The following is a 15,486-nucleotide window of genomic DNA, read 5'->3' as shown; positions in this document are numbered from 1 at the left end:
TTCGTCCTATAGGGCGCGGCATACAAGGCAAGCCACATAGATAGGCGCAGGAGATTTTCATGAGCAAGGTTCTGGTGATCGGCGCAGGCGGCGTCGGCTCGGTCGCGGTGCACAAGATGGCGATGAACGCCGACATCTTTCCCGACATCACGCTGGCCAGCCGCCGCAAGTTCAAATGCGACGCGATCGCCGAATCGGTGAAGGAACGCACCGGCGTCACGATCCAGACGGCAGAAGTCGATGCCGACCATATCGACGCAACCGCGGCGCTGATCCGCTCGATCGGCGCGACGCATGTCGTCAATCTGGCGCTCCCGTATCAGGATCTGACGATCATGGAGGCGTGCCTGTCGACCGGCGCGCATTATCTCGACACTGCGAATTATGAACCGCGCGACGAAGCGAAATTCGAATATCACTGGCAGTGGGCGTATCAGGACCGCTTCAAGGACGCAGGACTGATGGCGCTGCTCGGATCGGGCTTTGACCCCGGCGTGACGAGCGTGTTCACGACCTGGCTCAAGAAGCATCATTTCGAGCGGATCGACACGCTCGACATCCTCGACTGCAATGGCGGCGACCACGGCCAGCATTTCGCGACCAACTTCAATCCCGAAATCAACATCCGCGAAGTGACCGCAGTCGCGCGCCACTGGGAAAATGGCAGCTGGGTCGAAACCCCGCCGATGTCAGTGAAGCAGCAGTTCGATTTCGAGGCCGTCGGTCCGAAGACGATGTACCTCATGTATCATGAGGAAATCGAAAGCCTGAAGACGCACTTGCCCGAAATTCAGCGCATCCGTTTCTGGATGACCTTTGGCGAAGCCTATATCACCCACCTCACCGTGCTGCAGAATGTCGGCATGACGCGGATCGATCCCGTGGTCTATGAGGGCCGCGAGATCGTCCCGCTGCAGTTCCTGAAAGCCGTCCTTCCCGAACCGTCGAGCCTGGGCGAAACGACCAAGGGCAAGACCAACATCGGCGTCATCGCGACCGGCCTTGGCAAGGATGGCAAGGAAAAGACGCTGTATCTCTACAACATCTGCGACCATGAAGACGCTTATGCCGAAACCGGCAACCAGGCGGTCAGCTATACGACCGGTGTTCCCGCGATGATCGGCGCCGCGATGATGGTCACGAACACCTGGAACGGTACCGGCGTGTTCAACATGGAGCAGATGGACCCCGATCCCTTCATGGACATGCTGAACAAGCACGGCCTGCCCTGGCAGGTGAAGGAACTCGCGAAACCTCTAGACTTCTAGGCAACCGCAAACCATCCCTCGTCATTCCCACGAAAGCGGGAATCCGTTCGCCACGTTGGAACCGGGTTCCCGCTTTCGCGGGAATGACGAGCTCATGAATTCCGCACCAGCCTGCGCTTCCGACATGGAGGGACACTCGATGACCGCCTATCTCGCGCCGATCGGCTTGCTGTTCATCTCGAACATCTTCATGACCTTCGCCTGGTATGGTCAGCTTGGCGAGATGTCGCGGCCACTCTGGCTCGCGGTGCTGATCGCGTGGGGCATCGCCTTCTTCGAATATTGCCTTGTCATCCCGGCGAACCGCATCGGATATGGTGCTTACAGCGCCGCCGAACTCAAGACCTTGCAAGAGGTCATCACTCTGATCATATTCGCCGGGTTCGCGGTCTTCTGGCTCGGCGAGAAGCTCACCGTGAACCATCTCGTCGGCTTTGGTCTGATTGCGGCGGGTGCGTTCTTCATTTTCAAGGGCCCGATTGCGGTCTCATAGGAATAGCATCGACATGGAAACCCGTGCCGGCGATCCCGGAGCCTTTGCCCGTTTCGACCTGACCCGCGTCCCCTCGCCCGCCTTTGTGGTCGATGCCGCGAAGATACGCGCCAATCTGTCGCTGCTCCGCCATATCGGCGACGCGTCGGGCGCGCGCGTTTTAGCGGCGCTCAAGGCCTTTTCGATGTGGTCGCTGGGGTCGACCGTCACCAGCTATCTCGACGGCGTCTGCGCGTCGGGCCTCCATGAGGCCAAGCTGGGCCGCGAAGAATATGGCGGCGAGGTTGCGACCTATTGCGCCGGCTATAAGGAAGCTGACCTCCCCGAAATCGCGCGCCTGTCCGACCACCTGATCTTCAATTCGCCCGGCCAGATCGCACGTTTCCGCTCGCTGCTCGACGAACTGCGCGCGCAAGGAGAAAGCTTCGATGTCGGTCTGCGCATCAACCCGATGCACAGCGAGGGCGACGTTCCGAAATATGATCCCGCGGCGCCGTGCAGCCGTCTTGGCTTTCCGATCACCCAATTGCTCCCCGAGCATATGGAGGGTGTCGACGGCATCCACATGCACAGCCTGTGCGAACAGGATTTCCCGCCGCTGGAACGCACCTGGAACGCGATCCAGCCGATGCTGCGTCCCTTTTTCGGCCAGCTCAAATGGATCAATTTCGGCGGCGGCCACCATGTGACTCGCGCCGACTATCAGGTCGACGATCTGATCGCTTTCCTGAAACAGGTTCGCGCATCGACCAACTGCGATGTGATGATCGAACCGGGCGAAGCGATCGCGCTCGACGCCGGCATCCTCGTCGGCGAAGTGCTCGACCTGTTCGACAATGGCATGCCGATCGGCATCACCGACATTTCGGCGACGTGCCACATGCCCGATGTGATCGAGGCGCCTTACAGGCCCGCGATGCTTCACGAGAGCAGCGAGGGGATGGTCGCGCGGCTCGGCGGCCCGTCGTGCCTCGCGGGCGACGTGATCGGCGATTATCGCCTGCCCGGCGGCGCGCGCATCGGCCAGCGTTTCGCGTTCCTCGATCAGGCGCATTATTCGATGGTGAAGACGAACAGCTTCAACGGCGTGCCGCTGCCGTCGATCTGGCTGTGGGACAGCGAGAGCGACGCGCTGACGCTGGTCCGTGAATTCGGGTACGAGGATTTCAAGACGCGCCTCAGCTAGAGCCCAGTTCGTCATGCCGGCGAAGGCCGGGATCTCATGTTCGCGCTTTATTCGGTCGTCGCGATACCGGCCTTCCCCGGAATGACGATCATTAGGGGGTGCCGGCAACCTCCGCCAGCGCCTGGTGAATATCGCTGACGACGACCGACCCCTCGCCGACCGACGAAGCGACGCGCTTCACCGATCCCTTGCGCACGTCACCGATTGCATAGATGCGCGGCCAGCTGGTTTCGAAGCGGCTCGGCATGCGGTCGAGCGACCAGCCGGCGCGCACCAGTTCCAGCGGCGCAATGTCGGCGCCCGTTTTCACGAAACCTTTGGCATCGCAGACCATTTCCTTGGGCAGCCAGCCCGTGTTCGGACTGGCGCCGAGGAACAGGAACAGGAATTTGCAGTCACAAAAATCCTCGGCCCCGGTGTCGCGGCAGCGATAGGTCAGCCCCTCGAGCTTGTCCTCGCCGCGCAGCGCAACGACGTCGGTCGAACCGATGATCTCGATATTCGGATGCTCCTCGAGCCGTTTGACCAGATATTCGGACATGGTCTCGCGCAGGCCCTTGCGGCGGAAAATGACATAGACCTTCTTCGCGACGCTCGCGAGGTAGATCGCGCCCTGCCCCGCCGAATTGCCCGATCCGACGACCGTGACTTCGGCGTTGCCGCACAGCTGCGCCTCCATCGGCGTCGCGCCATAATAGATGCCGCGCCCCTCATAGGATTCGATGCCGTCGATCGGCAGGCGCTGATATTGCGCGCCGCTGGCAACGACGATCGCGCGGCTGCGAAGCTTGCGCCCGTCGACCAGATGCACGCAATACGCATCGTCGCCATCGCGGCCGATCGAAGCCGCGCGTACCGGCGACACCAGCCGCGCGCCGAATTTCTGGGCCTGTACCGTCGCGCGGCGCGCGAGCTCGTTGCCCGAGATCCCGGTCGGGAAACCCAGATAATTTTCGATCTTCGACGACGTACCGGCCTGCCCGCCCGGCGCCAGTGCATCGAGCGCGATGACCGTGAGCCCTTCCGACGCGGCATAGACCGCCGCCGCCAGTCCGCCGGGTCCGCTGCCCACCACCAGCACGTCGGCGGTTGCGCCGTCGGGAAGCAGGTCGAGCCCGAGGCTGGCGGCAAGCTGCTCCGGCGTCGGCTGGATCAACACGTCGGCGGCGCCCAGGATGACCGCGGGCAGTTGTTCATCGGTGATCCCGCGCTCGGCCATGAGATGCCCGGCGACCGGGCCGTCGGCAGGGTCGAACCAGCGATGCGCGACGCCGTGCTTCATCAGGAGGTCGCGCAGCGCATAGACGCTGCGATCCATCGCGGCACCGAGCACGATCGTCACGGCAAATCCGCGCGTGTTGCTGAACTCGCGCCGTGCCGAAAGAACGCGGATGAAGATGTCCGAATAATGCGAATTGCCTGCGATCAGCCGCTGGAAATCGGCATGGACGATGCGCAATATGTCACCGTCGGCTCCCATCTCGACCCGCGACAAATGCCGCTGCCCGGTCAGCACCGACAGATCCCCGGCAAACTGGCCATGCTCCATCCACCCAACGCGTATCCGTCCCTCGTCGGTCGAGGCGAAAATGTCGGTGTGGCCGGACAGCGTGATGATGCAATCGGGCGCCATCGCGCCTTCTTCGACGATCAGGTCGCCGGCCTTGTGCGATTCGACCACGCCAAAGGCGCGCAGCTCGTCCAGCTCGGCGTCGGTGAAGTTGTAATTGACGTCGACGGGAGCGGCCATGGGAGGATTGTCCTTTCGGGTTTCGTTGGCAATCGTCTAGCGCGACTGCGGCGCTTTGTCTCGTTTTCGGCCCTTCGGCGCAGCCCAGCCCCACTTCGACGCGACTGTTACCGCAGCGTTACAGATTCTCACACTAGGGTCTTTACAGGGGGGACCCCCCTCCATATATGCGCTCTCCGCTGCCCCAGGGGGACTTCCAATAACCGCAAGGCAGCTCTTGTCGTTAAACTACTTTTTTGGGGGTCCCTTGAGTTGCACCAGCATCATAGCGCCCACGGGCTGATTCAGGCACTTTCGCCGGTCGAACCTGTTACGCTTGTCCGCCCTCACGCCGCGGCTCGCGCAGCGCGTTTCTTCATCGAGCGATTTCCCGGCACGACCATGTATGCGGTCAAGGCGAATCCGTCGCCCGACCTGCTGCGCGTGCTGTGGGATTCGGGCGTTACGCATTATGACGTCGCCTCGATCGCCGAGGTCCGGCTCGTTGCGCGCACGCTGCCCAAGGCGGTGCTCTGTTTCATGCATCCGGTGAAAGCCGAGGAAGCGATTTCCGAAGCCTATTGGAAGCATGGCGTGCGCACCTTCTCGCTCGACACGATGGAAGAGCTCGAGAAGATCGTCCGCGCGACCGAAGGCGCAGCCGACCTCAACCTGCTCGTTCGCCTTCGCGTGTCGTCGGACCATTCGAAGCTCAGCCTTGCCGCGAAATTCGGCGCCGAGCCCGACGAAGTCGCGGAACTGCTGATGGCGACCCGTCAGGCCGCCGACGCGCTGGGCATCTGTTTCCACGTCGGCAGCCAGGCGATGACGCCGCATGCCTATGCCCAGGCGATGGAGCGCGTTCGCGCCGCCATCGTCGGCGCCGCGGTGACCGTCGACATCGTCGATGTCGGCGGCGGCTTTCCCTCGACCTATCCCGGCATGGAACCGCCGCCGCTCGGCGCCTATTTCGAGACGATCCACCGCAGCTTCGAAAGCCTGCCGATCAGCTATTCGGCCGAGCTTTGGTGCGAGCCGGGCCGCGCGCTGTCGGCCGAATATAGCTCGCTGATCGTCCGCGTCGAAAAGCGTCGCGGCGACGAGCTGTATATCAACGACGGCGCGTACGGCGCGTTGTTCGACGCGGCGCATGTCGGCTGGCGCTTTCCGGTCGCGCTGCTGCGCGAGCCCGAGAGCGATGCCGAGATGGTGCCGTTCAGCTTTTATGGCCCGACCTGCGACGACCTCGACCATATGGCCGGCCCCTTCTTCCTGCCGGCGGACGTGAAGGCAGGCGATTTCATCGAGATCGGCCTGCTCGGCGCTTATGGCTGCGCGATGCGGACCAAGTTCAACGGCTTCGGCGCCGAGGAAATTCACGTTGTCAGCGACGAACCGATGGCGAGCCTCTATACCGGCGCCGCCGAACCCGAGCGACGCACCGCGACGGTGACCAAGCTGTTCTGACCATACGATCCGATCGCAATCAATAGGCCGGCGCAGCGATGCGCCGGCCTATTCTTTTGGCGACCCGCGAACGACGCCTGTGCGATTGACGGCGGCAGATGAAAGTTACAGACCGGCGCCGTCAACAAAGGGAGCCGGTCTTGATGCGCAAAATGGCAATATTGGGTGTGAGCCTTCTGGCCTTCACTCCGCAATGGGCGGCCAGCCAGGAAACGTCGCCCCCCGCCGCCGTAGCACCAGAGGCCGCAATGCCGGCCTCGGCCGCTGGCAGCGCCCGCACCGGGCCGCAGCACCGCTTTACCGGCGAAGACCTGTTCGACCTTTCGATCGCCGCCGACCCGCAGATCAGCCCCGATGGCCGGCACATCGCCTATGTTCGCCGGTCGAACGACATCATGTCGGACCGCGCGGTGGGTTCGATCTGGCTGATCGACACCCAGACCGGCGACGAAGTGCCGATCGCGGCGCAGGACGGCTCCGCTTTCTCGCCGCGCTGGTCGCCCGACGGCAAGCGCCTGGCGTTCGCGTCGACTGCGGGCGGCAGCGCCCAGCTGTGGGTGCGATGGATGACCGGCGGCGAAGCGGTGCGGCTGACCGGGCTGCCGACCAGCCCGTCGAGCCTGGCCTGGTCGCCCGACGGCCGCTCGATCGCCTATACGATGCTCGTCAAGGACGACGGCCCGACCTTCGGCAAGGCGCCGGCCAACAAGCCCGAAGGCGCGAAATGGGCCGAACCGCTCGAGGTCCATGACCTGCTGACCTATCGCGCCGATGGCGAGGGCTATATCGAACCCGGCTTCGAGAAGATCTTCATCGTCCCGGCCACCGGCGGCGCACCGCGACAGATCAGCTTCGGACCCTATCACGACAATGGTCCCGTCAGCTGGTCGCGCGACGGCAGCACGCTGTATTTCGGCGCCAACCGCAAGCCCGACTGGGAAACCGATCCGGTGGACGGCGAGATTTACGCGATCGACATCGCGCGCGGCAAGGTCACGCAGCTCACCGACCGCGACGGCCCCGACGGCAGCCCCCTCGTGTCGCCGAACGGACAGCTGATCGCTTATGTCGGCTTCGACGACAAGCGCCGCGCCTACGAGAACGCCAACGTCTATGTGATGAACCGCGACGGCTCGGGGCGGCGCAACCTGACGGGCAACTGGGACTTCAGCGCCGACGCGATCCTGTGGGATGCCGACAATGGCGGCATCTATGTCCAGTATGACGACCATGGCGAAACGAAAGTCGCGCGGGTCGGCCTCGACGGATCGATCCGCGACGTCGCCAAGGGGCTGTCGGGTGGCGGCCTCGACCGGCCCTATACCGGCGGCAGCTTTTCGGTTTCCGCCAACGACGCGATCGCCTTCACCGGCGGCACCGCGACGCGGCCCGCCGAAGTGCAGCTCGCGCGCGGAGGCAGCACGCGCATGCTGACCGACCTCAACCGCAGCTTGCGCGAAGTGAAGGCGCTGGGCGAGGTCCGCAAGATCACCGTTGCATCGAGCCATGACGGCAAGACGATCGACGGCTGGCTCACGCTCCCGCCGGGCTATACCGAAGGCAGGCGCGTCCCGCTGATCCTCGAAATTCACGGCGGGCCCTTTGCGGCCTATGGCCCGCATTTCTCGACCGACGACCAGCTCTATGCAGCGGCGGGTTACGCGGTGCTGTCGGCCAATCCGCGCGGATCGACGAGCTATGGCGCGGCGTTCGCGAACGAGATCGACAAGGCCTATCCGGGCAATGACTATTTCGATCTCATCAGCATCGTCGACCGCGCGATCGCGCTCGGCATCGCCGATCCCGATGCGCTGTTCGTGACCGGCGGTTCGGGCGGCGGCGTGCTGACCAGCTGGATCGTCGGCAAGACCGACCGCTTCAAGGCTGCCGTCGCGCAAAAGCCCGTCATCAACTGGACGACCCAGGCGCTGACCGCCGACGGGCCGGCTTTCTTCGGTCGTTACTGGATCGGCGCGATGCCCTGGGAAAAGCCCGAAGCCTTTTGGAAGCTGTCGCCGCTGTCGCTCGTCGGCAACGTCAAGACGCCGACGCTCGTCGTCGTCGGCAGCGAGGATTACCGCACGCCGGTCAGCGAAGCCGAGCAATATTATACCGCGCTACGCCTGCGCGGCGTGCCGACGGCGCTGATCAAGGTCCCCGGGGCAAGCCACGGCGGCATTGCCGCGCGCGCGTCGCAAAGCGCCGCCAAGGCCGCCGCGATCCTCGCCTGGTTCGAAAAATACCGAAAAGGCTGGACCCCGCCCGCATCGAATGCCGCCGCCGAATGACGATGCTGTCCGGTATCCGCATCGTCGACCTCACCACGGTCATCTTCGGCCCCTATGCGACACAGATGCTCGCCGATCTGGGGGCGGAGGTGATCAAGGTCGAGGCGCCCGGTCTGGGCGACATCTCGCGTTATCTGGGCAACGGCATTCCCGATCCGACGATGGGTTCGGTCCATCTGACGGTCAATCGGGGCAAACGCTCGATCGCGCTCGACCTCAAGAAGCCGGAGGATGCAGCGGTCCTGCGCGACCTGATCGCGACCGCCGATGTCTTTTTCCATAATGTCCGCGGCAAGGCGATCGCGCGGCTCGGCTTCGATTACGACGGCTGCAAGGCGCTGAAGCCCGACATCATCTATGTCCACGGGACCGGCTTCGGGCAGGACGGCCCCTATGCCGACCTTCAGGCTTATGACGACGTCATCCAGGCCGCGACGGGCACCACCAGCCTGCTGCCGCGCGTCGATGGCGACCCGCGTCCGCGCTACCTTCCCTCGCTAATTGCCGACAAGATCGCCGGCCAGTTCGGCGCGCAGGCGATCCTCGCGGCGCTCGTCCACAAGCTGCGGACCGGCGAGGGGCAGGCCGTCGAAGTTCCGATGTTCGAATGTTTCGCGGCCTTCATGCTCACCGAGCATCTGCGTGACGCCACGCTCGACCCCGCGATCGGCGCGGCCGGATATCCGCGCCAGCTCGACCCGACGCGCCAGCCCTTCCCCAGCGCCGACGGCTATATCGCGATCGTCCCCTATACGCCCGACTCGACCGCTCGTCTGATGGCGCTGCTCGGCAGCGAAGCGCTGATGACCTCGGCCGACTATGAAGCCGCCAAGGCGAAGGGGCAGCATATGCCGCTGATATACAGCGAGATCGCGCGCAAGACGCCCGCGAAGACGACGGCCGAATGGCTGGCGCTCTTTGCCGACAATGACATACCGGCGATGGCGGCGCGCGACCTGCAGGACATCAAGGAGGACCCGCATCTGGTGGCGACGGGCTTTTTCCGCCGCCGCGAGCATCCCGACGTCGGCGGCTATTTCGAGATGCAACCGCCGGTGAAATACGGCGCCGCGCCGCGCCGCGACCTGGGCTTTGCGCCAAAGATCGATGGCGATGGCGAAGCGATCCGCGCCGAGTGCGCCGCAAACGGCTGAACTTCCACCGTTGCATTGTCGGCCGGGCGCCTTAGGCTCATAGGCAAATAATAAGGGGGAGCCATATGTCTGGAAGTCTGCTCGCGCCGGGCGCGATACTCGCACTATGGACGCTCGTCATGCTGAGCTGGGCCGGCGTCACGCGCTTTCAGGCCTTTTCCAAAGTCGGCATCGACCTGAAAGCCGCGCCACCGGGTGGACGCGGCGTCGATCTGGAAGGCGTGCTGCCTCCCGAAACCAACTGGAAATCCCATAATTATACGCATTTGTGCGAGCAACCGACGATCTTTTATGCCGTTATCGTCTTTCTGCAGCTGTCGGGCGGCAACACCGACCTGACGCGCGGTCTGGCATGGGCCTATGTCGTGCTGCGCATCGTCCACAGCCTGTGGCAGTCGACGGTCAATCGCATTCCGGTGCGCTTCGCGATCTTTTTTCTGGCGACGCTGTGCCTGCTCGTGCTGGCCGTACTGGCGGTAATCGCAACTTTGGGTTGAGGGGGAGAGAAGACAATGGAAACCAACGCAATATTGGGGCCGGTGGCGACGCTGGCGCTCTGGTCGATGATCATGTGGATCTGGATGTATGCAACGCGCATCCCCGCGATGAACCGGGCAAAGATCGACGCCAAGAATCTTGTCGGCACGACCGGGCGCGGCCTCGATGAAGTGCTGCCTGCCGAAGTGCAGTGGAAAGCGCACAACTATAACCATCTGATGGAACAGCCGACGGTCTTTTACGCGGTCGCGCTGGCGCTCGCCATCGGCGGGATGGGCGGCGGACTCAACGCCCATATCGCATGGGTCTATGTGGGCTTGCGTATCCTGCACAGCCTGATCCAGGCGACCGTGAATCGCGTGATGTGGCGCTTTGGCATCTTCGCGCTCGCCAGCCTCGCGCTCATCGCGCTGTGCGTCCACGCTTTCGCGGGCTTCGTGCTGCACTCATCGATGTTCGTGCATTGACGTCCAGCGTCGCCCCCGCGCATGCGGGGGCGACCGCTCATTTCGAGAAGCGCGCGGCCAGTTCGACATGCGTCGACCAGCGAAACTGGCCGACGGGCTGTATCCAGTCGAGCGTATAGCCGCCGTGGACGAGCATTTTCGCGTCGCGCGCGAAGCTTGCGGGGTTGCAGCTTACATAGGCGATTGCGGGCACGGATGAGTCCGCAAGCTGCTTCACCTGCTCTTCTGCCCCTGCCCGCGGCGGGTCGAGGATCACCGCACCGAAGCGGTTGAGTTCAGCGGGTATCAAAGGCCGCCGAAACAGATCGCGATGCTCGGTCGCGACCAGCGCTCGCGCGCGATTGGCCGCGGCGGTGAGGGCCGCAACCGCATCGCGCGCGGCTTCCGCGGCATAGACCTTGCGCCCCGCCTGCACCGATAGCGCAAACGTACCGACGCCCGCGAACAGGTCGGCGACGGCCGGGGCATCGCCGATGGCGCGGGTTACCGCATCGACCAGCGCGGCCTGGCCGGTGTCGGTCGCCTGGAGAAAGGCGAAGGCCGGCACTTCCACCGTGACATCGCCAAAGCGCATCGTCGGGGGCTCGGGCTGCCACAAGGTCTCCAGACCGTCACCCTGATCGATCGCAAAGCGTGCGAGCGCATGCGCTCCGGCAAAATCCTGAAGCGCCATCGCGGCGTCGAGACCCTCGGCCTTCACGCCTTCCAATATCACCTCGACGCCTTGGTCGAGCATCTGCAGCTTCACCTTCACCGGGCGCCGCTGCTGCGCGATCATCGTCAGCAGTTCGCGGATCGGCGCGATCAGCGCAAACAGTTCGGGGAGCAGCAGCGGGCACATCCGCATGTCGACGATCTGATTGCTCTGCGCCGCATTGAAACCGAGCGCGACCTGCTTGCCCGTTCTGAGCGCGGTCAAGGTGGCACGGCGGCGGCTTTGCGGCGGCGAGAGCAGCGCGGGCAGCACATCGGCGCATGCGACATCCTGCCCTTCGAGCGCGCCGACCACGCGGTCGCGGACGAAATCGGCCAGCGCCGGCTCGGCGACGTGCTGCAACTGGCAACCGCCGCATTTGCCGAAATGGCGACACACGGGCTCGATCCGGTTCGGCCCGGGAATGATGATCCCGTCGTCGCGAACGCGGTCGCCCGGCACGCCGCCCGCCACATGGCGGCCGTCGCCCGTCACGCCATCGCCGCGCGCGGCAATGCGCTCGATCAGCGCAGCATCAGACATTTCATTCCCTAACCCGATCGTCGGCGACCAGATCGTCGGCGACAAGGCCGGGGCCTATATGCGCCGCGCGCGCAATATGCCAGCCCACGGCTGCAACCGCCGCGTCGAACGCATCGCCGCCGCGCGCCAGCATTGCGCCGCACGCCCCGGCCAGCACATCGCCCGTCCCGGCGGTCGCGAGCCAGGGCGAACCGGGCCAGGCGGCAACGACGCGGCCGTCGGGTGCCGCAATGATGGTATCGGCGCCCTTGTAGATCACGACGGCACGGGCAGCGGCAGCCGCGGCCTTCGCGCGGTCAACCTTGCTGCCGCGAAGGTCGGGAAAGGCCCGCGCGAACTCGCCTTCGTGCGGAGTCAGGATCGCCGCAACCTCCCCACGCTGCACACGCAGGCGCGGCAGCGCGGCGTCGATCGCCGCCGCGTCGAGGACCAGCGGCTTGCCTGCATCGAGCGCGGCGGCAACATCGCGGTCGAGCGTATCGCTCGCTGGATAGCCCGCCCCGATCACAACAGCGCCCAACCTTTTGTCGCCGAGCCGCGCGGCATAGTTCGCCGCACCCTCCGCTATGATGGCCGAAAATGGCGGCTCGCTGGCGCCGCTCAGCACGACATAGCCGGCCCCCGCGCGCAGGCCCGCGGCGGCGGTCAACGCGGCGGCACCGGACATGGGGCCCGCCTTGACCAGCATCATGCCGCGATTGAATTTGTGCGACGTCGCATCGGGTACCGCCGAGGCCGGACCGGGAAGGCTGGACATCGCCCGCCCGGCTTCGATCCCGATCGTCGCGAGCAGCACGTCCCCGCAATGCCGCGCCGCCGGCAGAAGCACATGCGCGGGTTTCAGCGCGCCGAACGCAACCGTGACATCAGCCGGCAACGGCGGCTCCCATGGCTCGCGCCCGTCGGCGTCGACCCCGCTGGGCACATCGACAGCGATAACCCGTTTGCCGGCGAGCCCGCGCAAGCGCTGCACCAGATCCTCGCTCAGCGGGCGCGTCAGCCCCACACCGAAGAGCGCATCGACAACGACCGGCGCCGAAACCAGATGATGATCGATAACCTCGACGGCGCCGCTCCATTTTTCGCGCGCCGCCTTTGCCAGATCGGTCGTCGGCGGCGCCAGCGCTGCCACGCGCACATCAGCCCCGCGCCCGGCAAGGATCCGCGCCGCGACATAGCCGTCGCCGCCATTGTTGCCCGGCCCGCAGAGAATCAGGATTGGCGCGCCGGCCGCCATTCGCCACGCCGTATCGGCCACCGCTGCGCCTGCGCGGTCCATCAGATCGGTAAGCGACGTCCCCGACGCGGCACACGCCGCCTCGGCCGCGCGCATCGCATCGCTGGTCAGGATCGGGGCGTTAGCGGGGACCGGCATGAGGATGTGGTAGCGAGTTTTGGGGCGGGTGAGAACTCTAACGAAAAGCCGTCGCCTGGAATCAACTGCCGCCGCCAGTGTTCGCGGGCAACCGATAACGATCGCGGCCGATCGCGACCTCGATCACCCCGTCGCCGATGATCGTCACTTTCGCCGGCTCCGAGCCGTCGGCCGAAATCACGCCGCGCCCGTCGGTGGCGATTTGCAGGCGGCGATAGCCGACATCCCGCTTGCCGACGATCAGCACATCGCCGTCGGCGCTGGTCATTTCGGCGATCGTGCAGGTCCGGTCGAACAGCTTCGCTCCCTCCAGCGCACATTCGATGCGACCGTTTTCGGCGGCATTCTTCGATCCGCGCGCTTCGGCCTCGGCCAGCTTGCCATTGTCTGGCCCGCCGCAACCCGAAACGAGCATCAGGACGCCGATCACGCCCCCCAGCGTCTTCATCATTTGCCCTTCAGTTGCGACAGGTCGCGCACAGCGCCGCGCGCGGCGCTGGTCGTCATCGCGGCATAGGCCTGAAGCGCTACCGAAACCTTGCGCGGGCGCGGCTTGGCGGGCTGCCAGGCAGCGTCGGCCTTTGCCTCCATCGCCGCGCGGCGGCTGGCCAGCTCGCTGTCGGCCACGATCAGCTTGATCGTCCGCGCGGGGATATCGATCTCGATCAGATCGCCGTTTTCGACGAGCCCGATCGTCCCGCCCTCGGCGGCTTCGGGCGAAACATGGCCGATCGAGAGCCCCGAGGTGCCGCCCGAAAAACGCCCGTCGGTGATCAGCGCGCACGCGGCGCCCAGCCCCTTCGATTTCAGATAACTGGTCGGATAGAGCATTTCCTGCATGCCCGGTCCGCCCTTCGGTCCTTCGTAACGGATAACGACGACGTCGCCCGCCTCGACCTGTCCGGTGAGGATCGCCGCGACCGACGCGTCCTGGCTTTCGAACACCTTTGCCGGGCCGGCAAATTTCAGGATGCTTTCATCGACACCCGCGGTCTTCACGATACAGCCGTCGAGCGCGATATTGCCCGACAGCACCGCGAGCCCGCCATCCTGGCTGAACGCATGGTCTGCCGACCGGATCACGCCGCCCTCGCGGTCGAGGTCGAGCGAATCCCAACGCCGATCCTGGCTGAACGCGACCTGCGTCGGCACACCGCCCGGCGCTGCCATGAAGAATTTCTGCACGTCGGGGTCGTTGGTCCGCGAAATGTCCCATTTGTTCAGCGCATCGCCCAGCGTCGCACTGTGCACCGTCGGCAGATGCGCATGGAGCAATCCCGCGCGCTCGAGCTGCCCGAGGATCGCCATGATGCCGCCCGCGCGGTGGACATCCTCCATATGGACGTCGCTCTTGGCGGGCGCGACCTTCGACAGGCACGGCACGCGGCGCGACAGGCGGTCGATATCGGTCATCGTGAAATCGACCCCCGCCTCGAACGCCGCGGCGAGCAGATGCAGCACCGTGTTCGTCGACCCGCCCATCGCGATGTCGAGGCTCATCGCATTTTCAAACGCCTCGAAGGTCGCAATATTGCGCGGCAGCACGCTGTCGTCGTCGTCCTCATAATGGCGGCGGCACATTTCGACGACGATCCGCCCGGCGCGCAGGAACAGCTCTTTCCGGTCGGCATGGGTCGCGAGCGTCGAGCCGTTGCCGGGCAGCGAGAGCCCCAGGGCTTCGGTCAGGCAGTTCATCGAGTTGGCGGTGAACATCCCCGAACAACTGCCGCAGGTCGGACAGGCCGCGCGCTCGATCTCGGTGACTTCCTCGTCGGTGTATGTCTCGTCGGCGGCGGCCACCATCGCATCGACCAGGTCGAGCGCGACTTCCTTGCCCTTCAGGACGACCTTGCCCGCCTCCATCGGCCCGCCCGACACGAACACCACCGGGATGTTGATCCGCAGCGCCGCCATCAGCATGCCCGGGGTGATCTTGTCGCAGTTCGAGATGCACACCATCGCGTCGGCGCAATGCGCGTTGACCATATATTCGACGCTGTCGGCGATCAGGTCGCGGCTCGGCAAGCTGTAGAGCATGCCGTCATGCCCCATCGCAATGCCATCATCGACCGCGATCGTGTTGAATTCCTTGGCAACTCCGCCCGAAGCCTCGATCTCGCGTGCGACCATCTGGCCGAGGTCCTTCAGGTGGACGTGCCCCGGCACGAATTGCGTGAAGCTGTTGACCACCGCGATGATCGGCTTGCCAAAGTCGCTGTCCTTCATCCCCGTCGCGCGCCAGAGACCGCGAGCACCGGCCATGTTGCGGCCATGCGTGGTGGTGCGTGAACGATAAGAAGGCATTTTATAAATTCCTGATAATA

Annotated in this window: 13 protein-coding genes; 8 read left to right on the top strand and 5 right to left on the bottom strand. The window is 64.8% G+C overall.

Annotated features, from left to right (window positions below):
• The first annotated feature begins 59 nt into the window (after window positions 1–59).
• From ACO055_RS02265 to ACO055_RS02255, 3 genes are all read left to right on the top strand, one after another.
• Window positions 60–1,268 carry a saccharopine dehydrogenase family protein gene (locus ACO055_RS02265; RefSeq protein ID WP_422060994.1) on the top strand — a complete coding sequence of 403 codons (1,209 nt, stop codon included), beginning with the start codon at window positions 60–62 and terminating at the stop codon, window positions 1,266–1,268.
• A gap of 139 nt (window positions 1,269–1,407) precedes the next feature.
• Window positions 1,408–1,761 carry a DMT family protein gene (locus ACO055_RS02260; RefSeq protein ID WP_422060993.1) on the top strand — a complete coding sequence of 118 codons (354 nt, stop codon included), beginning with the start codon at window positions 1,408–1,410 and terminating at the stop codon, window positions 1,759–1,761.
• Window positions 1,762–1,774: 13 nt separating this feature from the next.
• Window positions 1,775–2,947 carry a carboxynorspermidine decarboxylase gene (locus tag ACO055_RS02255; RefSeq protein ID WP_422060992.1) on the top strand — a complete coding sequence of 391 codons (1,173 nt, stop codon included), beginning with the start codon at window positions 1,775–1,777 and terminating at the stop codon, window positions 2,945–2,947.
• 91 nt (window positions 2,948–3,038) lie between these two features.
• Here ACO055_RS02255 and ACO055_RS02250 read toward each other — a convergent pair whose 3' ends face one another.
• A complete protein-coding gene (locus ACO055_RS02250; RefSeq protein ID WP_422060991.1) occupies window positions 3,039–4,697 on the bottom strand; it encodes an FAD-dependent oxidoreductase in 1,659 nt (552 codons plus the stop codon).
• A 252-nt stretch (window positions 4,698–4,949) separates the two neighbouring features.
• Between ACO055_RS02250 and ACO055_RS02245 the strand changes: the two genes are divergently transcribed.
• From ACO055_RS02245 to ACO055_RS02225, 5 genes are all read left to right on the top strand, one after another.
• A complete protein-coding gene (locus ACO055_RS02245) occupies window positions 4,950–6,143 on the top strand; it encodes a type III PLP-dependent enzyme (RefSeq protein ID WP_422060990.1) in 1,194 nt (397 codons plus the stop codon).
• A gap of 143 nt (window positions 6,144–6,286) precedes the next feature.
• Window positions 6,287–8,431, top strand: a complete 2,145-nt coding sequence (locus tag ACO055_RS02240; protein ID WP_422060989.1) for a prolyl oligopeptidase family serine peptidase — start codon at window positions 6,287–6,289, stop codon at window positions 8,429–8,431.
• Window positions 8,428–9,585: a CaiB/BaiF CoA transferase family protein gene (locus tag ACO055_RS02235; protein ID WP_422060988.1), complete on the top strand. Its 1,158-nt coding sequence runs from the start codon at window positions 8,428–8,430 to the stop codon at window positions 9,583–9,585. Before ACO055_RS02240 ends, ACO055_RS02235 begins: the two co-directional genes overlap by 4 nt.
• A 65-nt stretch (window positions 9,586–9,650) precedes the next feature.
• Window positions 9,651–10,082: an MAPEG family protein gene (locus ACO055_RS02230; RefSeq protein WP_422060987.1), complete on the top strand. Its 432-nt coding sequence runs from the start codon at window positions 9,651–9,653 to the stop codon at window positions 10,080–10,082.
• A 15-nt stretch (window positions 10,083–10,097) separates the two neighbouring features.
• Complete coding sequence (locus ACO055_RS02225; protein WP_422060986.1) at window positions 10,098–10,550, top strand: MAPEG family protein; 453 nt, start codon at window positions 10,098–10,100, stop codon at window positions 10,548–10,550.
• A 37-nt stretch (window positions 10,551–10,587) separates the two neighbouring features.
• On the opposite strand, the gene ACO055_RS02220 is transcribed toward ACO055_RS02225, so the two are convergent.
• The 4 genes from ACO055_RS02220 to ilvD form a co-directional block, all read right to left on the bottom strand.
• Window positions 10,588–11,787, bottom strand: coding sequence for a class I SAM-dependent RNA methyltransferase (locus ACO055_RS02220; protein ID WP_422060985.1), 1,200 nt, complete (start codon window positions 11,785–11,787; stop codon window positions 10,588–10,590).
• Window position 11,788: 1 nt separating this feature from the next.
• On the bottom strand, window positions 11,789–13,162 hold the full coding sequence (locus ACO055_RS02215) for an NAD(P)H-hydrate epimerase (RefSeq protein ID WP_422060984.1): 1,374 nt from the start codon (window positions 13,160–13,162) through the stop codon (window positions 11,789–11,791).
• 61 nt (window positions 13,163–13,223) lie between these two features.
• Window positions 13,224–13,610 carry a hypothetical protein gene (locus tag ACO055_RS02210; RefSeq protein ID WP_422060983.1) on the bottom strand — a complete coding sequence of 129 codons (387 nt, stop codon included), beginning with the start codon at window positions 13,608–13,610 and terminating at the stop codon, window positions 13,224–13,226.
• The gene (gene ilvD, locus ACO055_RS02205; protein WP_422060982.1) at window positions 13,610–15,466 is read right to left on the bottom strand and encodes a dihydroxy-acid dehydratase; all 1,857 of its coding nucleotides are present in this window, start codon (window positions 15,464–15,466) and stop codon (window positions 13,610–13,612) included. The genes ACO055_RS02210 and ilvD overlap by 1 nt, the downstream gene beginning before the upstream one ends.
• Window positions 15,467–15,486: the final 20 nt, after the last annotated feature.

The sequence above is a fragment of the Sphingopyxis sp. genome, assembly GCF_965227415.1.
Classification (GTDB): Bacteria; Pseudomonadota; Alphaproteobacteria; order Sphingomonadales; family Sphingomonadaceae; genus Sphingopyxis.
This window is presented reverse-complemented; position numbering and strand designations above follow the sequence as displayed.